Genomic DNA, 22385 nt, shown 5'->3' on the forward strand with positions numbered 1-22385 from the left:
TATCAATAGGAATCCGGGCCACAAATCACCACGTCTTTGCGCCGTTCGCCGGGATATACATCAAGTTTCGTGATTTGGCCGTTCACATACATCACCTCCACAGTGGTGCTGTCGGGCGCATGCAGTTTGAAGTGCACGTCCCAATCGGCCGGCCATGCGGGCAACACAAAAATTTGGTTTCCCACGGTCTGAAGCAGCATTTCCTGCAAGCCTATCATGCCGCTCCCGCCCCAATTGTGATCGGGAACCCAATCGAACCCCGGTCCCCAGAACGCGGGGAACCGCCTGCCTGAATCCTGGAGTTTCAGAGCAGTGTATTTCGTCGCTTCTTCGGTAAGCCCCAACCGGGCCGCAAAAATATTGTCCTGTTTCCATCCGATGTGGCTTCTGAATTTCAACAGGTCCGGATCATGCCAGTAGGTATTGCGCGCGGTATCCAGTCCGGGCAGGCCGATGCCGTATTGGCCCCATGGAAACACCGGATACAGCTGTGGCGCCTCGGTGTTGTTCACCCGCTCCCAAAGTTTGGCCGGTGACAGCATCGTTTTGCCCCCGACTTCCCGGAAGCTGAGGGGCGGTATACGGTTCACCAAGGTATCCAGGTAATTCCGTAATGAATCGCCAATCAGCAGTGGGGGCAGATCAAGCATCCGTCGGCTAACCACTTGCAGACCGGCAACGGTTGTTGCGGCATTGTAAGCCATTTTATAGGTCTCGGCCGAAGAACCCGGATAGATGACCAGGTGCCCGTTTTCATCGAATGTCCTGCGCCCCCGTTGCCGTGCCCGGTATTGGTAATGCTCATCAAAAAAGCGCAGGCAGCTTTCGATAAACGGAATGTATTCACGAATGTCTGCACCCCCGTAGCGATGCGTTTCAAGCATCATCAGGCAAAATTCCAGCACCGTATCCCATTGGTATTCCAGCCAGGCATTATACTCCACCCCACGGTCGAAATCCGCCGGCCGCTTCCAGCCGTATTCCGCCGGGTTGGGCAGTCCGAAATTTTCCATTTGCTCGGTAAATGACGCCCCGCGATGGTTCCAGTAGACCCGGCTCCGGAGTTCGGCATTCCCCCGGAGACGGAGGTAAAATTCGAACTGGCTTTTCATCATGTCCAGGTCGCCGCTTTTCAACATGGGCCAATATACCAGCCGCTGGTTCTGGGCGGTATGCGTACCACCCCCCCAATTTCGGAAATCGGGAGTAAACGCCGCCCCGGAATCTACCATGACCGGGTCATAGGTAAACAGGCCTCCATTGAACTTGGTGGGATACGCCCCATAGGCATTGCATGCCAGCATATAGCGGAACAGTTGGTAATTGCGGCCGACCTGCCAAGGCACGGTTCCGCGCGGTCGATCCTGCGGGTTAATGACAATATAGCTGCGAGCCCAAAAGGTGTTCCACCACGCTCGGGTACGCGCCCAGGCTGCCGGCTTTCCGGTGGCAGCCGCGCGCCACAGGCTGTCCAGTCCTTCTTTCCAGGCGTCCACTGTGGGAACCTGCGCAATATGCAACACAGCGGTCATTTCGTGTTTCCGGCGCGGCCTCCGGCTCTGCAGCATCCAGCCCTCATAAGGCGTTGCAAGATAATGTCCGCTGGTTTTGCCGGTATACGCGAAACCGTCACCAAACAATACCCCGCCCGATGTCAGCCGAGCCAGCGGATTGAACAGGGATCCCTTCACCTGAGCGAGCCCCTGCTGGGCCACTACCACGTCAAAAGCCGTACTGTCACGGTTACGGTGGTAAAAGACAATGGCCCCATCAGTAGCAGCAATGGAATCCGCGCGGGTAACCACGGGGCGGGGCGGAGCCCATTTCCAGGAGTTGCCATTATTTTCGCGCGGCTGCGGATAGTGATCCACAAATCGCCAGCTTTCATAAACGGCTGTGACAGATACATTCCGGTTGGCCGCTGCTTCAACGTGGATCGCTGGCTTAAACACATCAACCCAAATCGTGACAGTCGCTTCCAAGCCCTCATGCGCACCTGTTATGGCCACATAACCGTCATCCAGCTTCAGCTCCTGCCGGAAATGCTTGCCCGAAAACGGGTTGGGGTGCATTGTCACGCGGACCCGCCCCTGCTTAAGCAGTGTGTTGTTTTCGTCAAACGCACCGCTCCTGCTCATGTAAAAGAGAATGTCCCCATCTTCTACCCAAACGTTCAACCCAATATCCCCGCCACCCAGCGGCATGGATTCGCCCGCATGTGCGCTGGGGGTTTCCCAAATCACATGGTAAGGAGTGAGATCCGGCGTTTGGGCGTCTGCCCAGAAAAAGAGGCAAAACAGTAAGATAAACGCAATGATTTTAGGCACCTGCTTCATCATTCTTCATGTTTTGCTATCCGTTCCGTAATGAGACGCACCGTACCTAGAAGTCCTGCCGGGTATAATCTTTCCAACAGACGGTATGGGGCATTGGTATGAGTTATGCGCTGCGGCATATCCAACCGGTGGTCGCCGATGAGGCGGTTTGCCCACGTGTTGGTGACCTTGATTTCGATGATATTATGCCCGCGCCGGACGGCGCCGGTAATGTCGAGCCGGTAGGGGGCCGTCCATACCACGCCGCAAGCTTTTCCGTTGACAACGATCTCAGCCAGATTGGCCACGCTATCCAGTTCCAACAGGATACGTTCATTACGGGCAACCTTGTTTAGCCGGATTGCCCGGTGGTACGAGGCTGTGCCGGAATAGTGGGCTATCCGCCGGTCGGCATGGGTGGTCCAATCTGTCAACTGTTGGAAAACAACGGGCTGCTCCGGGCCGCCGTAGGCCGGATCAAACTGCACCTGCCACGGCCCGGTAACCGGCTCGCAGTGCACCTCATCGTAACGGGCCACAGAAACGGGACGTTGATCAAAAATAACGAACACTGACTGGCCGGCGGCCAGATCGAGTGCCACCACCGCCCGTCCGCCCTGCTCATACCAACGTTTTACTGGCACCAATTTACCGTCCACGGCATCATATAGAACCGGGTATCGGCCAACCGTACGGAACGACACGTCGATCTGACGTCCGTATTCCCGCTGGTTCGAAACAAAGTAGATGTCTGTTTCTCCGTCACGCCGATGATGCCAGGCCACGTCGACCGCCGGGGATCCCCCCGGCTCTGTAATCTGCACATCTGGCAAAATACCCAATGGTTCAAGCGTAGAAGCCGTATATGGGCCTTTGATGACTTTGCCTTCCCCTATCCGCTTGACCCATACTGTGCCGTTTTCCGATTGTTCAGGGGTGAACGGCCCATCAAACAGCCGGCTTGCCACCGAACGGACCACCGAATCTGCCTTTGCTTTATCTGCTAAGCCCGGTGATTGCTGCGGGCGCTCACCAAGGATGACCACCGCCCCAGCTTCCACCAGCTCCAACAACGTGGTGGCGGTTTCGGGTGTCATCAATTCCGGGTGGGGCTGCATGGGATGCTTTCCGGGGAGTACCAGTACCGAATAAGCGTTGCCGCCCCCAAACCGCACTTTCCCATCGATTACCGTTGCCAACCTAAGTAGCGCATCGGGGTTAAAACAATCATAAGCATAGCCGTTGAGCGGGTCTATCCAGTCTTCGGGCTGCGCCATGTTGGCTCCAGTCGTAACCCCCGCTACCCGTTGGGTCGGGTTTCCGGCGTTCTGCAATCTGACGGCTTCGCGCCGTATGCGCTCGGCACCAAACAGGCCCGGCAGCGTATTGACAAGCCGATCCGGCAATATAGACCGCCTGGGAAATTCTTCGCCTATAAACACGGCAACGTCCCGCACGGGATATCCCCGCTGAAGGAGCGCATGGTTACGGGTAGCGTAATCCACCCAGGCTTTACCCGGCTTCCACCAGGTCTGATCGCGCTGGAAATAGAGGCCGATGCCATCCAACGTCATGCCGGGCTTTTTTTCCATCCAGGGATTGTGGGTATATACGTGATATACCAGGTTGTTGATTCCCATCGCGTAATTTCTATCCTGCAACAACTTAAGATTCCCCGGATGTTCGTTCCATTCCATACGGATTTGGGTGAATGCCTCGGCCTTAATGATGCGTTTGCCGTAAATATGCCCTCCTGACAATGCATCTTGTATGTCATTGGGCTTGTCGTGCGAAGGGCTGCGCAGCCAATACTCTCCCATAGGAATATCCACCTCACGGAAATGCACCAACCCATCGGCCGCCATAACGGGCGCAGTGGCCTCGGCTGTGAAGTGTACCCCCTGCGTTTGGGTCAGCCTCCGCAGCACCCCGAAAAAATTGTCTTCCATGAGTTCCGAAATGGTTCTTCGCATATCGTACAAGAAAGCTTCGGCTGTATCGGAGCCACCAACCGGTATCCCTGCAACGACCGGTAGGTAGGGCAGTGGATCGTAGCCCCGCCGTTTCATGAACTCTGCCCGGAAAATAGGCGACCAGTTCTGGCTGCCACACTCCCAGGAGTCGACATGAAAAGCAGCAAGTACGCGTGCCGCAAGCGCTTCCCCAGCAACTTCTTTGGCCTCCATAAACCAGCTACGGAACTGCAATTCCACGGCTTGGGGGTTAAACTTATCGCATTCCAGCCCCTTCCCCGCCCCAGCCGTTTCATTTTTATGGCCGGTTGACGTGTATCCCATCCGGAGGACAACCCAGCGGCTTCCATCAGCCGGCGCCGTAAAGACCAGTTGGCCTCCCGAATCCATTTGTGCAGTCAAATCGATGATCCGGTCCGTCGGAATACCATCTGCTGGAGATACCTGCTCTGCGGTCGTCCGCGGACTTACCCGCCACGCCAAGCCAGACTTGCCCTCATACTGGTGTACCTTGGGTGCACCACTAAGCTTCAGGCGCTTTAGCCGCAGACTCGGTTTCCATTTTGCGCCATCCAAGTCCTCTGCTCCGGGCTCAGACCCATCAGGGTCGTATCGAAATCTGAAATATTTCGCGGTCGTAGCAGGGATGGCGTGCGTTACACCGGCGTCCCAATCCAGCCAACCCGAACGGGGGGGTACCAGTTGAGCTATCGGCACGAAGTGCTTTCCGTCTTGGCTGGCTTCCACCCGTAGCCGGTTGCCCTGGACGCTGTAGTTGCCAATCGTCACCTCAATGCTCCGGCACGTGAAAGGCCGCTCGAATGCGTATTGTATCCATAACGGGTCGTTGCTGCCGAAGGTGTTCGTGTTTTGCCGATCGTTTAGGAACTGGGCATCCGCTCCGGTGCTTGTCGTCACCCGGACTTCCTCACTCCATGAATCCGTATCGTAGTCACCGCCCACGGGAAAGGCATACACGGCAATGTCCCGATAATAGTCTTCGTACGCCTCGGGTTGTACCAGCGAAAGCTGGTGAACACCGGCAGATACTACCGTATCGGTCCAAACCACCCGCTGCATGGAAAGCTCGGGCGTAATCCACGGGCCACCCGCCGTGGCAAACCCGTCGTTGGGTAGCAAGGCTATGTTGATCCCGATGCGGTCAGCCTCAGCAAAGATAAACGCCAGCAGATCCCACCATTCCGATGTCAGCGTTTCCGTTACCGGCTCAAACAAGGGTGGTTCCGTTTTCCCCTTAATGGTAGCAAGGTAGGCTCCCGCGATGCCGTTGGTTTTCATCGCTTCGAGGTCGGCCGTGATTGCTTCACGTGAATAACTGGCGTACATCATATACCAAAACACCCAAGGGGACGCTGAAGCAGGCAACTGATCATCGGCGAAGACAACGCCAGCCGGCAATTCCCGTTCCTGCCCAGCTGATTCTTTATGCGGTAGAATCCAACTGATAGCGCCAATGAATGCAATTGCGTAACTCCTGAGCATCATAATCAAAAATCCTTAAGTTTTTGGTCAGAAATTTTCATGACAACGGTTAACTGGAGGCAGCAGCCGGCTGCTTACGCTTAGCCAGCAGAATATGGTCGGCCACCAACACCACATCCCCGTGTTGATTAATAATTTCCACGTGTTCAATCACGGTGCCGTACAAAGGATTCTTGGCATCGCGCTTTTCGGTAACGGTCACCTCAGCATGGATCGTATCGCCAATGAATACCGGCTTTACAAACCGTAACCGGTCATATCCTTTCGAGAACGCTTCCGGGTTGACCACCGATGCGGTAAGGCCGATACCCATGCTGAATACCATCGTGCCGTGGGCAATCCGCTGGCCGAAAGGTTGTTCCTTGCACCATTCCGCGTCAAGGTGATGCGGAAAGAAATCGCCGGTGTGGCCGGCGTGCACAACAATGTCCGCCTCGGTAATGGTGCGTCCAAAGGTCTTGCGCTTAGCCTGTAATCGATAGTCTTCAAAGAAAATGGATTCAAAATGCATTACGTTTGATTTATCTTAGGTACTGAATAGTTGTTCCTCCCGAATCACTGCTGTTATAGGCCGCTTCCACCACTGCCATGGTATGAATGACGTCTTCTACGGCGGCAGGCAATTCATCCGTTTCACCGTTTTTGTAACGCATCAGGCTGCCCATGCTACCGATGAAAGCGTCGGGGAACCAAGATCCGGCAATGGGCACCTCCTCCCACCGGGGCGTTTCTTCGCCTTTCAGCACGCAATACTCGAACTGGTCCGGCACACCGTTCGGATAATCCATCAATAACCCCATTTTGGCCTTAATCGCACCCCGAGTGCCTTCCCACTTGATGTGACTCTCCTGATGGTGCAGACCAAAGTCATGGTCGTGGTTAGTATTGACCACCGCACGTAACGCATCACCATAATCCAGTAATAGCGTGGTACGGCTCGATGATAGCTGCTTTGCCGGATGCCTCAGCGTTTTGGCATAGACAGCTCGCGGATTACCCAGGAAAGAACGGATAAGATCGATATAATGAATACTATGGTACTGGATTTCCAGCCGGGGGTGAACCATCACATGGGGGAAAAGGTGCCATGGGGTCTGTACCGTCACCTTCACTTCTATGTCATACAATTCGCCAATATAGCCTTCATTTATCAACCAGCGCGCTGTGTTAACAAAGGGAGCCTGCCGCAACTGGCAATTGACGGCGGCTACCAGTCCTTTCTTCCGGCAAGTATCCAATATCGTCCGGCTTTGCCGGTAATCGTCGCCCATGGGCTTCTGAATCAACACGGCTGCTCCATCGGGCAGCGCCTCCAGCGTCTGTACGAACTGGTCAGGCATGATGGTGATGTCAAATACCGCCGATGGAGGTGCCGAAGCTACGGCTTCAGTAAGCGTGCCAAACACTCGGGGTATACCGAATTCGGCCGCCAATGCTTCCGCTTTGGCTCTCGTCCTGTTGACGATGCCATACACTTCGAACCCTGCTTTCCTGTAGGCCGGCAGGTGCGCATCTTTCACTATTCCGCCCGCACCGATGATGACGATAGGCAGCTTGGTTTTGGGTAGTACCGACTCATAAGGAATATGTATCATAGCAAAGATTAATGGTATGCTGGGCATCGGCCAGCAGACGCCCGCTGGGGATATCTGTCTGGATCGCTGCCGCGACTGTTTTATCGATAATATGCGCTATCGCCGGCCAGGTGGCGAGGCGTGGCAACGTTCTGGCCTGTTGATGGAGCAAGGGGAGTTTCCCGAAAAACGGTATGTGTCGGTTAACGTCTGCATCCTTCCAGGTCGATAGCCGGCATCCGATGCCACCTTCCAGCGTTAACAGCTTATCATTTTCCGGACTTACGGCATGCCTGATGAATTCGTAGGCGTGCTGTTTCTGCACGCTCCCCTGTGCAATACCATACAGCCAATATACATTCAATGAGAGCGGTGAAAGCCCCTTGTGCACGGGTATGGGAGCCACATCCACGTTCCCGCGAACGGAGGAGCGGGTGTCCACTTGGGCCCAGGCAGCAAAGCCGAACCAGTTGATCATCATGGCTACCTCTCCGCGGGCGAAGGTCTGCCCGGCACCAATAGACTCCAATGAGTGCGACTGCGGATGCAGACAGACACGGGTCCGGAACAGATCGCGGTAAAAATCGAGGGCTTCTTCAGCTACCGGCTGATTAATCAGCACCCGGTGGGAATCATCAACCAAACGGCCTCCCCTTGACCATAACTGGACGCAAAAGTCGAACACCGCGTTATGGCCATCAGGGTATCCGGCAAATACCGTTCCGTACAAACCTTCTTCCGGTCGTGTGAAAAAATCGGCCACCCGCAAAAAGTCATCCCAGGTAACCGGAATTTCCAGCGTGCTGCCATACCGGCGGACGAACGCTTCGCGATAAACGGGATGTTCAAAAAGATCCTTGCGGAAAATCAAGCATTCAGGCCCGTCGTGAAAAGGCAACCCCACGATTTTACCATCGAAGTTCTGCAAACCGGACAGACTTTCGCACCAGGCGGTGCCATATGCTTCGGGCGGCCGACTTTCCAAGTAGAGGTTTAGTGCAGCCAATCCGCCCCGCGCATAAGCTTGAGCAATCCAGTCGGTATTGATATGAACAATATCCCACGAACCGTCCATCAGTCCATCCCGTGTAAACAAGTGAAAATACAGTTCCTCCAAATCCATCGGTACAAATTCCATTTCCAAGCCCGTGCCGCTGGTCTCCCGATAGGTCTGCCATATTTTTTTCAGTGCCTGTTCAAACGGATCAAACTTACGTACCGCGAAACGCAATTTCTCAGCCATACAGTTCCTCCATAATTCTTTGGTTATGCTCACCTAAGGCCGGAGCACCCCTGACTGCCTTCAGCACCTCACCATCAATGCGTATCGGGCAGCGCGTGGTCGGATAGGTAAAGCCATCGCCCATGGCCACTTGTTGGAACATGTCGAGTGCCTTAAATCCGTCGTGCGCCAGCAACCGGTGCCAGTCCAGTACATCCGCGCACCAGATATCCGCTGTTTCTAAGATGGAAAGCCAATGCCGGGTCGGCCTACCCCGTAAATGCCCGGCCAGTATGACCTTGATTTCATCACGTTTCTCGAAAGCCTCCGCTGGCTCCCGATAGTCCGCCAACGCCGGGCATTCCAACAGACGCGCCAACTGGGGGATAGAAGCCATGGCTAATGCCAAGTAACCGTCTTCCGTACGGTATATACCGTACGGTGCCCCAAGATAGGCATGGGCACTATTGCTGGCGGTACGCAGGGGTTCGCATCCACCGTCTTTATAGTATGTTGTGATGGTCTCAAACTGAATGTCAATGGCCGTTTCCAGCATGCTCACCTGCACGTGGGCGCCTGCATGCGTTCTGCTGCGCCGATACAGACAGGCCAGCAGCCCGTAGCAGAGGTTTGCCCCCGCAAACATATCCACAATGGAAAGCCCCATCGGTACAGGCCCCGCGTCCGCATTCCCGCTCAGCCACATGAGCCCGCTCATAGCCTGAAGCAGCAGATCCTGTCCAGGTTTGTCTTTCCACGGTCCGGAAGTGCCATAGCCGGATATTTCCCCATACAGCACCCGAGGATTAAGCTGCCGTACTCGTTCATAGCTATATCCCAGCCGTTCCATCACCCCCGGCCTAAAATTATGGATGACAACGTCTGCCCGTTCAATTAACTTCGTGATAACCTTCCGGTCTGCCTCATTTTTGATATCCAACGCAACGCTTTCTTTATTCCGGTTAATTGCATGGAATACGGTAGACATGCCGTTCAGCAGGGTATCCGAGGCATAGAGGTGGCGGCAAATGTCGCCACTGCCGGGCCGTTCCACTTTAATGACCCTTGCACCAAGGTCAGCCAGTCGGAGGCTGGCCAGCGGTCCCGACAGGAATTGGCTGAAATCTACCACAAGGTATCCGGATAATGGCAACATATTACGAAGTTAAGTGATAATCTCGATTAATCCGTGCATTGTCTGCCCCTACGCCGGGCGCAGCTTTGTTGGCACGCAGGCATTTACCGTCTATCTGTAAGGGACTTCTCGTAGTCGTTAATCGGCTGCCATTAGACAACGCCACTTCCTGTAGCATGTCGGCATGCCGAAAACCGTCTGATCCAGTAAACGCGCCATAGTCGTTGACCACTGCGCACCATACACCGGCCCCGGTCAAGAGGGCCTCCCAAGCGTTGGCCGGCTGCCTTTTCATGCGTTCGCCGATTTGCTTTAGCAGCTCGTCCCGCCTGGAAAACCAAGTTGCCCTGTCTTGATAACAGCCGGGGGCCAGCCCGACGAGACCGGCAATCTGTGTCAGGTCGCCCATTGCCAAGGCAATGTATCCCTTCGCAGTGGCATAAACCCCATAGGGTGCACTAAGATAGGCATGCCCCGATCCGCAAACGCCGCTGCGATCCGGCAGTTTACCGCCGTCGTTGAGATGGGTGGTGAGCACTTCAAACTGCATATCCAGGGCAGACTCCATCAAGCTCACCTCCACCAATACACTTTGCTGGGTTCGCGAACGCTTGAGCAGGCCTGCCAGAATACCCTGCGTAAGGTGCGTAGCGCAGTACATATCCACCACGGCGAGCCCAAACGGCACGGGGCCATCAGCGCGGCTGCCCGTCAGCCAGGTCAGGCCGGACAACGACTGTACCAGTAAATCCTGGCCGGGTTTTCCGGCCCACGGCCCAGACGTGCCATATCCCGATACAACGGCGTAAACGATGCTGCCGTTAAGCTGGCTTGCACTGGTGTAATCCAATCCAAACTTTTCCATGATGCCCGGCCGGAAATTATGGATGATTACATCGGCCCGCTTTATCAGCGCCTTCACACGCGCCAGATCGCCCTCATTTTTAAGATCTGCTGCATACGACTCCTTGTTACGGTTGATGGTGTGGAATACAAGGCTGCCGTTATCGTCCACGAACAGGTTTTTGATGGCAATCTGCCTACCGGCTTCGCCTGAGACAGGTCGCTCAATTTTGATGACGCGCGCACCCAGATCGGCCAGCCGCAGACCAGTTGTCGGACCTGCCATGAACTGCGCAAACTCCAATACCAATAATCCATCCAGGGGTCTATCCATGAGCTTCTTGTAGTAACGACTGGTGATACAACTGATTTAATGATTCAAGTACCTTCCGTTCATTTCCCCCGTGCTGCAGGTAGTTGACAATCAAATCACCCGCGTGATCCTGAAAGTATAAATGGCCTGCATACCTCGGGCGCAGGTAAGCGCGCTCCAGAGCGGGCAAGGTATTGTTGAAATAGTTTGATGTACGACCATTGGTATAGTCGCTCGTCCAAGCACACCGGTGGCCGGGCTGTCCGCCTGCATCGGCATACAAGGTCTCCTGTATGCCAGGAGATGCTACGAAACGCGCATAGTCCACGGCGACTTCCGGATATGCACACCGCGCGGAAATAGCGAGGCCCGCACCACCCAATGTACTGATTAGCGGTCCGTGAGATGCCAGGTCTACCAAATCATGAAACAACAACAGGTGCCGCCCGTAACCGTTCCGGGAATAATTAGAATAACCATAGGCAAACGGGCAGTAAGCAATCGTATCGGAGTTCGCCATGGTTTCGTATACACCGATAGGGTTCTTACTGAAAAAAGCGAGGTCAACCCTATCTACCAGCGATTTAAAAATTTTTAACGCAATTATTCCGCAGGATTCAGCAACGACCTCACTGTTGGTTTGACAGGCTGGCTTGCCCAGTGTGCTGCAGAACATGTAAAAGCTCATCAAGGCGTCTATCGGCAAAAGAGAAAGTCCTACAAGTCCCCGGTCGGCCAGTGCCAGCACATCATCGAACGTTTGGGGGAGCGCCAGGCCCCGCGCTTTCAGCAAATCGGGGCGGCTTGCCGCCACGGGCGTAGCCGCATCAATGGGTAGTGCCCACTGGTACCCGTCAAATGTGTAACTCATAAATGACTTACCCACGCTGTTTTCGGCCTGATCCCGCAGAAATGCGTCCGGAAGAAGGCCATCCAGTGGCAACAGCGCACCTGTTGCCGCCGCATACCCCGTCCAGGGATGATCAATCACCAATAAATCGTAACAAGCTGCCAGCTCCTTTACAGGCCGGTCTGCAAACGCTTGCAACGAGCGTTTCTCCCAAACCACCTCCACGTTCGGATGCAGCTCAGTATAACGCTGTGCCGTCGCAACCATGGGAACATACCCTCGGCTATGATCCCACGTAATCCCCTTCAAACGGATCGTTTCTGTCATCTCCTATCACATATTTAACGGAGTAGTGCCTCCCCCAATTTTCAAAACTGCCACTTATCGCAATGGCATCTTTATACTTTTTAACCTTTTTTCTATATGAAATTGGCATACCTTACCGGTAACTGACCTGATGTATCGAGCCCACAGGAATTTCCAGTTCGTACCGATCCCCGCCCAACGGGGTAACCGTCAGTCCCTGTGCTTCCGGTTTGGTCCTGCTATGAAGGATCAGCTTTCCGCTACCTCCCTCTGCCTGTATCCGTATCTGCTTCCGGTCAATGTACAATCTGATATCGCCGTTGGGTGTAGGCACCGTACCCTCCATCCACTCCAAATCACCCAGGCTTGGCTCCACCTGATATTCCGCGTAGCCCGGTTTGACAGGCTTCACCCCTAAAAAGTACCTGCCGAGCAGGTATATCGGGCTTGCACCCCACGAATGGCAGAGGCTTTTGCCGAACGGTCGGCCGTACATGCTGTAATGGGCCACGCCCTGCTTGCCAGGGTCATATTCTTCCCAAAACGAGGTGGCCCCCAATCGGAGCATGCCACCCCAATAGTCGCGGATTTCCTCCAGCACGTATTTATGTTCTCCCAACGTGCAAAGCGCCTCCAGTTCATAAAAACGCATGTACGGCGTGGTAATCGCCGGGACATTTTCATTGAGTAAGACCCCGTTTTTGACGGATTGCTTTTGCAACTCGTCCAAGTAACCGAAGAATATGGCAAACATATTGGCATAGCGTGTCACATGGTCAACGAGTTCGCCGTCCACCAGACTGTGCAGGAATGCATTCCTGTCCATATCCCAGTAGGTAGTGAATACCTTTTCTTTCATTTCGGCAGCTAATTGCCCATATCGCTCCGCACCCGGTCCGTCGCCAATAATGCCGGCGCAGAGCTGCATAGCTTCCAGACTACGGCAGAACAGCAGCTGTTCAAAGCTTACCGCACCTTGCTTGCTCAGCCCTTCCGCCCAATCGATGAACACCCAATCGCCGGGCAATCCTTCCATGAAACCGTCGTTGTTCCGCCTGTCGAGGCAAAAGTCCATCAGTTGTTGCATCTTGGGATAAATAAGACTGACAAACTGCTTATCACCCGTATACTGATAATAGTCAAAAATGCTGATAAACCAATAAAACGAGTAGTCCATGATGGTGTTGATATGGCTGGTCACCGGGTCCTTGCCGCGCAAGGCCAGCATGGTACGCTTCACCGATGGCAAATCGAAATTCAGGTAGTAGTTCATCAGGTAGCTTTGGTAGGCATCGCCCGACCAAATCCACCGATCGCGCTTGATACCGTCGATAAAAAATTCACGTGTGGTCAGTTCCATGGTATATTTTGCCACATCCCATATCCGGTTCAGCAAAGTGTCCGAGCTACGGAAGCTACCGCGTTGTACCGTCGGCAAGTATTCATACAGCATGGATACCGAATCTATCTGTACACCCCCTTCCGGTTCAATCCATATGAAACGGAATGCTTTGGAAAGTTCAAGCACAGTGTCCTTGTCCGTTACGTTATCTACCGTAATCCGGTCCAACGTTTCGCAGGTTCCGGTGGCCAGCGCTTCTTCTTTGGACTCGCCGTAGTACAACGAAATACGGCCGGTACCGGATACGCCGTGGAGCCTGGCAAAGCCGAATGTTTCCCTCCCGAAATCAACCAGTAACCCGTTGCCGTCAGCGCGTTCAATGGTCTGCGCGGGATGAGGTTCGGTTGCCAGGCGAAACGATGATGGGGGTGTACTGGGCTGGTCGAAATGCCAAGATGCCGCATTCAGCCACATCGTACCCGACTGGTCTGATGCCTTGCCTGTTTCATCGATCCATTCTTTATCCTCGTAGGTAACCAGCCATGTACTGTCCGACACAATCGTCCGCCCCTTCACATAGATGGCCGGCACGCGATCCTGCGCGTGCACCTTGAGGTTCAGTTTATGCCTTCCCGCAGGCACATGTATTTTTTTGGGGTAACCTTCAAGCAGCTTCCCGTTCAATTTGACATTGTACTGGCCTTCGGCATAGAGTTCCACTTCTTCTCCTGCAACTAAATCAAATTCTTTATGAAAATCTATCAGCACATAATGGCCGTCCTGACGCCAAAACGGCGGAAAGAAAGCCCCCCGTTCGGTTCTTTTGTTCTGCATCTGGTTGCTCAGCCAGACCTCAAAATCCCCGGGATACCAAATCCAGGTGGCACGGCCTTCCTGGGCAGCGGCCATAATAGCCGACAGGCTGAGCATAATTAATGCGGATAGTGATTTGTTCATAACGATGTGCTTTTTGATTTTACTTGTCTTCAACTTAACTAAAAATGATGTAGAGGCAGATCATAACCACCCACAGCGCCAGCCAGGCCAAGCGCACACGGCGCGATGGCGGCTGCAGTTGAAGCGGAACTGCACCTGCCCCGTCCTGCACCCCTTCCCCCCCGCGGCCCAACAGCGACAGTGCCATGCCCATGGCCGCCAATGCCAGAAACAGGTAAAATGACAGCATCAGGTAGTGAGGCCAAAACGGATGGCTGTCTGCTGGAAACACCCATAAGTACAATACGCCGACGCCCAGGGATACCACCGACCCTACGGTGAGCACGGCATTCACTGCAACCGTATGCATGCGTTTCCAGAACACCGAGAGCAAGAATACCACCGCAAGCGGGGGTGCAATGAAGCCCAGTACAGACTGGAATACATCAAACAGGTTCAAGCCCTTGATGTTGTCAATGGCAATGGCCATCAACACCGCAAAAAGGCATCCCACAACAATGGTAGCCCGCCCTACGCGCAGCAACTGCTGGCTGCTTGCTCCAGGACGGATATACCGAGCATAGATATCCATGGTAAATACGGTGCTCAGTGAATTCAACGACGAGCCGATGGTGCCTACCAGCACGGCAATAAGCACCACAATGACCAGTCCATTAAGCCCGGTTGGAAACAGGCTGGTAACCATCGTCATATACGCTTCCGTGGGGTCGTCCAGCCCGGGAAACAGCACATAACACAACACCCCAGTAAAAACGAACAACGGAAGGGAGAGAATTTTCAACCACCCAATAAAGTTCACGCCAAGCTGCCCCTGTTCCAGGTTCCTGGCCCCGAGAACCGATTGCACCATGGCCTGGTCGGTGCAGAAAAAGGCAATAGCCGCTACCGGATAGCCCAGCAATATGGCATACCAAGGGTAATACGGGTCAGTTGCCGGACGGATGAGCGACCAGTAATGTGCGGGCGTTGAATGGAGTACCGCACTGAGTCCGCCCACTTTGACCAACCCCAGAATGGTAAGCAACAAGGATACCGCAATCAGCAGCAGCATCTGGAATATGTTGATGCGCGCCACCGCTTTCAATCCACCCATGTACACAAACGTACCGGCAAACAGCACCATGAAAATCACGGATTGCCACATCGGGATACCCAACACCTGTCGCACAAGAAAGCCGCCAGCAAAGAGTCCGAGGGAAAGCCACGAAATCAGCATTTTCACGAGCGAATACCAAGCCAAGATGGTCTGTGTGGACGCCCCATACTTTTGCCCCATATATTCAGGCAGCGTACTTACCCGGCCTGCCATATACCGTGGCGCAAACACTACCGCCAGCAAAAAGAGAAAGACGAAGGCATACCAGTCAAAATTAACCGCCACGATGCCTGTGGTGTAGCCTACACTGGCGAAAGCGAGCAACATAGACGGCCCCACATTGGTGGCCCACATGTTGAAGCCTATGCTAGGCCAGCCGAGGGATTTTCCGGCAAGGAACAGCGACTCGCCGCCGCCGCGTCTGAACCGGCTGCTGAAGCCCAACAGGAACAGTCCTACCAAGTAGCCCGCCACGATGGCATAGTCCCATATCGTCAATTTATCTGCGATGCTGCCCACGGTTGCTAAAGCTTTACAGTTGATTCTTCAATACCGAATTCGGCAAGCAAATCGGCTGGCTTAACCGGTTTACCCGTCTGTAATGAACGATCCATCGCCTGGAGCAGTGCCACCGTGCCGATACCCTCCTGCATGTCAGGATAGGCCACCGTCCCTTCAGCGACCGACCGGGCAAAGTACTCCAGGTAATTCTGGTATTCCCCCGCATGGTGGCTTTTTCCTTCAAACCGGAAATAATGCTTAAGCTTATGCTCCCACGTAATAATCTGTTCTTCCCCCGTTCGGGTGGTTACCGCGTAGCGCAGATCCATGTAGTCCGCTTGACTGCACCCTTCGGTACCGCGGAGGATACAGCTCATCTCGCTGTCGCGCATCACCGGCTGGACCGGACCGGTATATGCGCCGCTTACGCGGGCAATGCGGCCATCCCGCGCGCGGAAGATGAAATGCATCGTGTCCGCATGATGCAGTCCTCCTGCCCGGCCGTTACGGCTCAACATGCCATAACCCATCACCTCCGTTATCTGCGGTAAATACCACCGGATAAAATCGACCGGATGACTCAGTCCGCCGTAAAGCCACTTAAATGACGGTTCCAATGCCCAGGTTTTTTGAAGAAACCAGCGATGATCTGCATGATAGTATCCCTCTACGGTGATCAGCTCACCTATCACCCCCGCCTCAAAATCCCGGCGCTGGCGCATCATCGGCTCAAAAAAACGGGAGCTCTGCCCCACAAACACATGTTTACCTGTCTGTTCCGCCAGCCGTAACAGCGGCAGGGCATCACTCAGGTCGTCGATGAATGGCTTGGTACACACCACATGCTTGCCATGTTCCAGCGCAGACCGCACATGCGCGGCATGCAGTTGGTCCGGCGTATAAATGGCCACCGCATCAATGCTGGGGTCATCCAGCAGATCCTGATAATTTGCCGTGTAAGCATGAAAATCAAATTCTTTCATCCGCTGGCGGCCCAATGATTCGTTGATGTCGCAAATACGCACCAATTCAATCCAGGGACTGGCCAATGCCGCGGCCAGCGTACTTCGGCCTTCTCCCAAACCTAAAATACCCAGTCGCAATGGCTTAATCGTCTGATATTGCATAAAGATAAAGACTACTACTATTTAAAATATACCCATGTTTCACCGGGTGATGCTCCCGGTATTCCTTGCTGATACACGCTCATCAGCCGGTTCCATTCATCCACACGCGGATTCCCCTCTACGGTCTTGCGGTTAAGCTGCTGGAAATCTTTCCCCACGGGAAACGTGATCATCAGCATCAGTTGACGGCCGCTGCGATAGAGCAACACTTCCTGGAACTCCGCTCGGCAGAACCCTTGGACCACTTCAGGCCAATCCGAGCGTTGGCGTTCATGGTAGTCAAAATAAGCCTGCTGCTGCCGTTCGTCGTCCACCAGATTGGCCGTCAGCAGTACGAAGTCTACGGAAGTCTGTTGTGTGGCGTCTGAACAGTCTGCACGGTCAAATGCATAGAACAGGTCGTTAAAAACGGTGGTCCGCACGCGGGGGTACAGTGCCAGCATGGCACCGTGAAATTTCTTAGCCACCGCATCACGGGTTATCAGTACATAGCGGTCGTTCCAACGCCTGATTTCGGGTTGGGGATCTCCCTGCTTTTTGGCAATCGCTTCTAGCGTAGCCGCCTGGATATCCGGATGTCCGGCAGCTTCGACCTGCACGACTACAGGCTTGGTGAATGGCACATGTGTGTTAATCTCGTACCGGTCATCATATAGCTTCCGATAACGTGCCAACTGCCGGAAGTCGGCCGTGAGCCCTGCACTGTCGCGGACAGCCGGATCTACCGCCGGGCCATTATATTCCCAAGTGTTGCCAGGTCCGTTGGCATTCTGCAGCGTTTTATCGGAAGGATACCAATTGTCCCTTAAAGTCGCATACGCCGTTCCCTCGTCGGTATACAGGTAGAACCAATGATCCGGAAGATGTGCATACGGCGCTTTGTAGATACTATCTATGCTATTCTCGGCGATAAGTGTGCCTGGTTGGGCGGAAAGCGTGTAAATGCCTGCCACATCATATAGGTGTTTGCCATACCGGCAAATGCGGTTTGCCACCACGCGGTTGTGCTGCATGGCGTTTACCGCTGGCGTCCATCCCCACCCCAAGCTGATACCGGTGTAGCTCACTTCGCTAATATCATTGTGTTCAATGACCACCCCCCGCACGAAGCCCGCTCCGATGCCTACGCAGCCCCAATCTTCGTTGGCGACGTCAGTTATCACATTGTTGGCCACATAAACCTGCCGCGTCAGTTCCCGCAGGTCGAAGGGGAGGTACGGCAGGTGAGCCTCGGTCGCCTCTTCCGAAAACGTGCCCAGCAGCACGCCGCTGCCCCCCACGTCACTGAATACATTACCCACAGCACGGTCACCGTTATTGCCCTTCACAAAGTCCAAGGCGGTAGCAGCGAGGTGTTCGAACCGGCAATGCTCCACTGCTGTATTGGCCGTAAAGCTAAACTGCACGGCCGCCGGGGGCCGCCCCACCCAGGCTTGGTTTTCCAGCGACGGCCGACCGGGCGTACCCGGGGGCTTTAACTTGTACGCGTCCAGCAGGTACATACCGGCCTGCAACGGCACATGCCCAAAGGCCGACGGGCGCAACCAGGTGCTGTACCGGAAGGTGATGCCCTCAAAACGGACATCACGCACCGGCCGATCAGCACTGCCCTGAAGGATCAACAGCGTTTCCAGCACGGGATAGATCACCTCCGCGGTGGTCATATTTTCACCTTCGCGCGGCCAGTAATACAGCTTTCCAGCCCGCTTATCCAAGTACCATTCACCCGGTTCGTCAAGAAACTGCCGAGCGTTGGTCAGCCAGTATGCCGAATTGCCGGTCTCTTCAGATATCCAAGGCGCCGGCCAGGGATGTTCGGACTGTATACGGCTCTCCGGTTGGTAGAACGACAGCCTCGCACTGTCACCTTGCACCTCAACCTCAGCGATGCGCAGCATGGCGATAGCCCACCACTGCTGGATAAAAAGCTCCATGCCCTCCTCAAAACGGAAACCGGTATTTTCCGGCAACGGTACCCAGCAGGTTTGTTCTTCGTGGTTCCAAGACAAAATCCGGCCCATTTCCGTTCCGCGGTGGCTGCGGCTGCGCTGTGCTTTACGGCCGTTTATCCAAAGTTGCCTGAAATCAACCACGTTGCCAGCAATACGAGGCGCCTCAGCCACCCATAGGTGTCCCGCAGCGGCCGCGGCAATGCCATCCATCTTTCCCGCCTTTCGCCACCCGGATATCAGGCGGCCGCCACTGAGCACCGGCTGCGCTCCGCGGTCGGCACGCACCACCGTGGGACTTTGGGCCGTACCGCTGTCTTCCGGCCGTACAAAAATGGGCTCTTCCAACCAGTATTCGCCGTCCCTTACAATAATGGTTATTCCCTGCGCCACGGACGGGTCGCCCATCCTGCGTAGCTCTCGCGCTTTCCGCAGGGCCTCGCTTACCGTGGCATACGGACTCCCCGCGGTGCCGTCACCCGAGGATTTCCCCTGGGGCGACACCCAGATTTCCGTAGCCCTCGCCGGGGAAGCCCACAGAACCAGCGCTACCATGGTCAACAGAAAATCAATCAACGGGTTCTTTCCAAAAATCATCATGTTGGTCTGCTGAAAAGTTAAAATAAACCACCATCCGCAGGGCTCTGGATGGATCGCGTTCATAATCATACAGGATATTTTTCATCCCCATCGGGCCGGTAGATTCCGCGGTTTGCGTGCGGCTGCCAATGGCAGCAATAGCATGCATAAAGGAAATATCTCCAGGCGGAAAATGCGGCTCGTAGTTGTGCCACTGATCGGTTTTCCAGGCCGGTGTAAACAGTCTCAGAAACAGGTCTTCGGTTTCGGCAAACACGGTAAACATCTGTGTACCTGTACGGAATATTCCGCCATAAAAATTAGCGTGATATCCTTTGAACTCTGGATAAACCCATTGTTCTCCCGTTTCCGTATTGTTATACCTCTTGGTCCACCGCGCCAGACGCCCCCCTTTTAACCGGTTTTTCCAAACGCGGTAAGGCCCTTTCCCCAAGTAAGTGACAGACCGGATGCTGTCTTCCGGAAAAGTGAAGTTTACCCCCAGCATGCGGGTATTCAACGCGGCCGGGAAATAGCTGACCTCCATCTTCACCCAACCGGAAGGGTAAACCGTCCATCGTAGCATGTTAAAATGGGTGTCGCGGTCAAAGGTGGAAGCGATGATAAGATTGCTATCCGGGTCGTAGCGGTGACTGAAACCGCCAAAGTTCGTTGTCCCTTCATGCACCGTCGGGCCCTCGGACAACGGGATAGTTCCTTTGGCGTTGTTTACGGCGTTGAGTAGCCCCGTATGCCTGTCAATAGCCAGACTGACGTCGCCCACACGAATCCGGTACAGGGAATCCAACGTCAGGGTGATTGCGCCGCTGCCGGATAGGCTTACCATACGTTCCGCCAGCGCAGCCGGACGGGTAATGGCAAAGCTCCAGGTAAACAGCTCGCGTTCGTAGGGATCGTGAACCGACACATACAGCACATCGTAGGCCGCCCAGTCCGGCGGAAGTGGGAGTTGCACAGTTCCTTTGCCGTGCGGCGGAATGTCGGGACTGTCAGCTGTACCCGACCGTGCCGGGCGTGCGTGACTTCCGCCGCCGAAGTGCTCCAGCCGCCAGGAAAAACGGCAGCTGTTGGTATTGGTAAAATGATATCTGTTTTCGATGGTCAGCGTACCGTCGAAAGCTTCGGTAATTTCGCGCCGCTCCACGTGAACAGGACTCCAAATCTCCTTCACGGCATAAAAGCTGCCTTCTTTTTCATGGTGGGGCCCAAGGATGCCGTCGGCCCCACGGTGCTTATCGGTATCCAATGAGTCACGCAGGTCGCGACGCACCACCCCCTGGTCGGCGAAATCCCAAAGAAACCCGCCGGCACTCAGCGGATTATGCCACATCCGATGCCAATAGTCTTCCAGCCCAGCGCCATGCCCGCCATCAAACCAGCCGTGCAAAAACTCCGTAGGCATCACAATTTCGCGTCCGTTTTCGTAGTTGCCTACGCCATAGTTATACTGCCGGTAGTGCTGGGTTTCAATGTCCCCATGCAGCTGCCACGGATGAATCACCGGCCGTTGCTGGATATCGTATAGCGCAAAAAGCGTGTCCAGTTCCGTATTGTGCCCGCCTTCATTTCCGTTGGCCCAGATGACGACCGAAGGATGTTTGGCATCATGCATCACCATCTCCTTCACCAGCTTACTGCCCGTGGGTGTGTCGTAGTGCCCATGCCAACCCGCTAGCTCGTCAATGACGAACAGCCCCAGCGAATCGCACACTTCCAGAAAGTGCCCATCCGGCGGATAATGGGCCATGCGCACGGCGTTCATGTTCATCGCTTTGATGAGCTCCACATCCTCAATGCTGATGCGCTTACTGGTTGTCCTGCCGGTTTCGGGGCGGAACGAATGACGGTTTATTCCTTTAAATTTAATTTTCACCCCATTGATGTAGATGCCGTCGCGCTGCCGCACCTCAACGGTCCGGAAACCGGTCTTCTGATGCACTTGATGGACAACCTGCTCATCCCGTTTCAGGGCAATCACCGCCGTATACAGATGGGGAGCTTCGGGATTCCAGGAACGGATACCGGACAGACGCCCCGAACCAGTATAACCTTCCGGTGTTTGCCCGAGCGTAAAATGCGGCCCCACCTGCCGACCGGCACCGTCGATAAAATGCAGGCTGGCCCCATCCAAATGCTTGCCGGCAACTTCGGCCTGCACCGTGAAGGTACCGTCTGCATGCGCATCGATGGCCAAGTGCCGGATATGGGTCGCCGGCAGCACCTCCAGCCAAACCGGACGGAAAATGCCGCCGAAAATCCAATAGTCTGCCTGCCGCTCCGCCTTGTTCACGCTTTCATTGGCCGAATGCTTTGCCACCGTAACCTCCAGCAGGTTTTCCCTACCGTAGTGAAGCAAACCGCTGATGTCATAGCGGAACGCATAAAACGCGCCCTGGTGAACCGGACCCGCCGACTTCCCGTTAATGCGCACCTCGGCATCGGTCATCACCCCTTCAAACACAATGTTAACCGTCTTCCCTTTCCATTCCTGGGGTATATGGAAACGGTGTCGGTACAGGCCCAGTTCCTTGCCTCGGACGCTGTCCGGCGCAAACCCGTAGTCGTACTTCCCGAACCCCTGCAATTCCCAGCACGACGGCACACCGATTTTAGACCACTTACCGGCGTTCATCCCATCCGTACAATAAAAATCCCAGGTCACCATGTCGTCGCTTCCCGTGCCGGATAGGTAAACACGCTCTGTCTGCTGCGCATTGGCAGCCGTAAGGGTCAGCCACGCAAACGATAATATACGGTATAATCCTTTTATTCTCATCGG

General features: G+C 54.6%; 13 protein-coding genes. All 13 read right to left on the reverse strand.

From position 1 onward, the window contains the following. Window positions 1–2: 2 nt before the first annotated feature. The 13 genes from BM030_RS07545 to BM030_RS07605 all read right to left on the reverse strand — a co-directional run bounded on the left by BM030_RS07545 (window position 3) and on the right by BM030_RS07605 (window position 22382). Complete coding sequence (locus BM030_RS07545; protein WP_244518765.1) at window positions 3–2339, reverse strand: DUF5703 domain-containing protein; 2337 nt, start codon at window positions 2337–2339, stop codon at window positions 3–5. Then, on the reverse strand, window positions 2336–5794 hold the full coding sequence (locus BM030_RS07550; RefSeq protein ID WP_090972843.1) for a glycosyl hydrolase: 3459 nt from the start codon (window positions 5792–5794) through the stop codon (window positions 2336–2338). The genes BM030_RS07545 and BM030_RS07550 overlap by 4 nt, the downstream gene beginning before the upstream one ends. Before the next feature lie 46 nt (window positions 5795–5840). After that, entirely contained in the window at window positions 5841–6302 is a 462-nt protein-coding gene (locus BM030_RS07555; protein ID WP_090972845.1) for a MaoC family dehydratase, read from the reverse strand. 10 nt (window positions 6303–6312) lie between these two features. Continuing rightward, window positions 6313–7386 carry a Gfo/Idh/MocA family protein gene (locus tag BM030_RS07560; RefSeq protein WP_090972847.1) on the reverse strand — a complete coding sequence of 358 codons (1074 nt, stop codon included), beginning with the start codon at window positions 7384–7386 and terminating at the stop codon, window positions 6313–6315. Continuing rightward, the gene (locus tag BM030_RS07565) at window positions 7367–8608 is read right to left on the reverse strand and encodes an extracellular solute-binding protein (RefSeq protein WP_090972849.1); all 1242 of its coding nucleotides are present in this window, start codon (window positions 8606–8608) and stop codon (window positions 7367–7369) included. Before BM030_RS07565 ends, BM030_RS07560 begins: the two co-directional genes overlap by 20 nt. Next, the gene (locus BM030_RS07570; protein ID WP_090972851.1) at window positions 8601–9743 is read right to left on the reverse strand and encodes a CaiB/BaiF CoA transferase family protein; all 1143 of its coding nucleotides are present in this window, start codon (window positions 9741–9743) and stop codon (window positions 8601–8603) included. The genes BM030_RS07565 and BM030_RS07570 overlap by 8 nt, the downstream gene beginning before the upstream one ends. Window position 9744: 1 nt before the next feature. Further along, a complete protein-coding gene (locus BM030_RS07575) occupies window positions 9745–10899 on the reverse strand; it encodes a CaiB/BaiF CoA transferase family protein (RefSeq protein ID WP_090972853.1) in 1155 nt (384 codons plus the stop codon). Then, the gene (locus BM030_RS07580; protein ID WP_090972855.1) at window positions 10892–12055 is read right to left on the reverse strand and encodes an ABC transporter substrate-binding protein; all 1164 of its coding nucleotides are present in this window, start codon (window positions 12053–12055) and stop codon (window positions 10892–10894) included. The genes BM030_RS07575 and BM030_RS07580 overlap by 8 nt, the downstream gene beginning before the upstream one ends. A 112-nt stretch (window positions 12056–12167) precedes the next feature. Then, complete coding sequence (locus BM030_RS07585) at window positions 12168–14333, reverse strand: alpha-L-rhamnosidase-related protein (RefSeq protein ID WP_090973039.1); 2166 nt, start codon at window positions 14331–14333, stop codon at window positions 12168–12170. A 34-nt stretch (window positions 14334–14367) separates the two neighbouring features. Continuing rightward, window positions 14368–15948, reverse strand: a complete 1581-nt coding sequence (locus tag BM030_RS07590) for a sodium:solute symporter family transporter (protein ID WP_090972858.1) — start codon at window positions 15946–15948, stop codon at window positions 14368–14370. A gap of 5 nt (window positions 15949–15953) precedes the next feature. Further along, window positions 15954–17057 carry a Gfo/Idh/MocA family protein gene (locus BM030_RS07595; RefSeq protein ID WP_090972860.1) on the reverse strand — a complete coding sequence of 368 codons (1104 nt, stop codon included), beginning with the start codon at window positions 17055–17057 and terminating at the stop codon, window positions 15954–15956. 17 nt (window positions 17058–17074) lie between these two features. Then, a complete protein-coding gene (locus tag BM030_RS07600) occupies window positions 17075–19606 on the reverse strand; it encodes an L-rhamnose mutarotase (RefSeq protein ID WP_244518767.1) in 2532 nt (843 codons plus the stop codon). Then, on the reverse strand, window positions 19575–22382 hold the full coding sequence (locus tag BM030_RS07605) for a glycoside hydrolase family 2 TIM barrel-domain containing protein (RefSeq protein WP_090972864.1): 2808 nt from the start codon (window positions 22380–22382) through the stop codon (window positions 19575–19577). Before BM030_RS07605 ends, BM030_RS07600 begins: the two co-directional genes overlap by 32 nt. Window positions 22383–22385: the final 3 nt, after the last annotated feature.

Source organism: Parapedobacter composti (assembly GCF_900112315.1).
Classification (GTDB): domain Bacteria; phylum Bacteroidota; class Bacteroidia; order Sphingobacteriales; family Sphingobacteriaceae; genus Parapedobacter; species Parapedobacter composti.

What these genes read in the sequence shown, in the direction of transcription:
- BM030_RS07545 (WP_244518765.1), bottom strand. Translation starts at nt 2,339, where the DNA reads ATGATGAAGCAGGTGCCTAAAATCATTGCGTTTATCTTACTGTTTTGC.
- BM030_RS07550 (WP_090972843.1), bottom strand. Translation starts at nt 5,794, where the DNA reads ATGATGCTCAGGAGTTACGCAATTGCATTCATTGGCGCTATCAGTTGG.
- BM030_RS07555 (WP_090972845.1), bottom strand. Translation starts at nt 6,302, where the DNA reads ATGCATTTTGAATCCATTTTCTTTGAAGACTATCGATTACAGGCTAAG.
- BM030_RS07560 (WP_090972847.1), bottom strand. Translation starts at nt 7,386, where the DNA reads ATGATACATATTCCTTATGAGTCGGTACTACCCAAAACCAAGCTGCCT.
- BM030_RS07565 (WP_090972849.1), bottom strand. Translation starts at nt 8,608, where the DNA reads ATGGCTGAGAAATTGCGTTTCGCGGTACGTAAGTTTGATCCGTTTGAA.
- BM030_RS07570 (WP_090972851.1), bottom strand. Translation starts at nt 9,743, where the DNA reads ATGTTGCCATTATCCGGATACCTTGTGGTAGATTTCAGCCAATTCCTG.
- BM030_RS07575 (WP_090972853.1), bottom strand. Translation starts at nt 10,899, where the DNA reads ATGGATAGACCCCTGGATGGATTATTGGTATTGGAGTTTGCGCAGTTC.
- BM030_RS07580 (WP_090972855.1), bottom strand. Translation starts at nt 12,055, where the DNA reads ATGACAGAAACGATCCGTTTGAAGGGGATTACGTGGGATCATAGCCGA.
- BM030_RS07585 (WP_090973039.1), bottom strand. Translation starts at nt 14,333, where the DNA reads ATGAACAAATCACTATCCGCATTAATTATGCTCAGCCTGTCGGCTATT.
- BM030_RS07595 (WP_090972860.1), bottom strand. Translation starts at nt 17,057, where the DNA reads ATGCAATATCAGACGATTAAGCCATTGCGACTGGGTATTTTAGGTTTG.
- BM030_RS07600 (WP_244518767.1), bottom strand. Translation starts at nt 19,606, where the DNA reads ATGATGATTTTTGGAAAGAACCCGTTGATTGATTTTCTGTTGACCATG.
- BM030_RS07605 (WP_090972864.1), bottom strand. Translation starts at nt 22,382, where the DNA reads ATGAGAATAAAAGGATTATACCGTATATTATCGTTTGCGTGGCTGACC.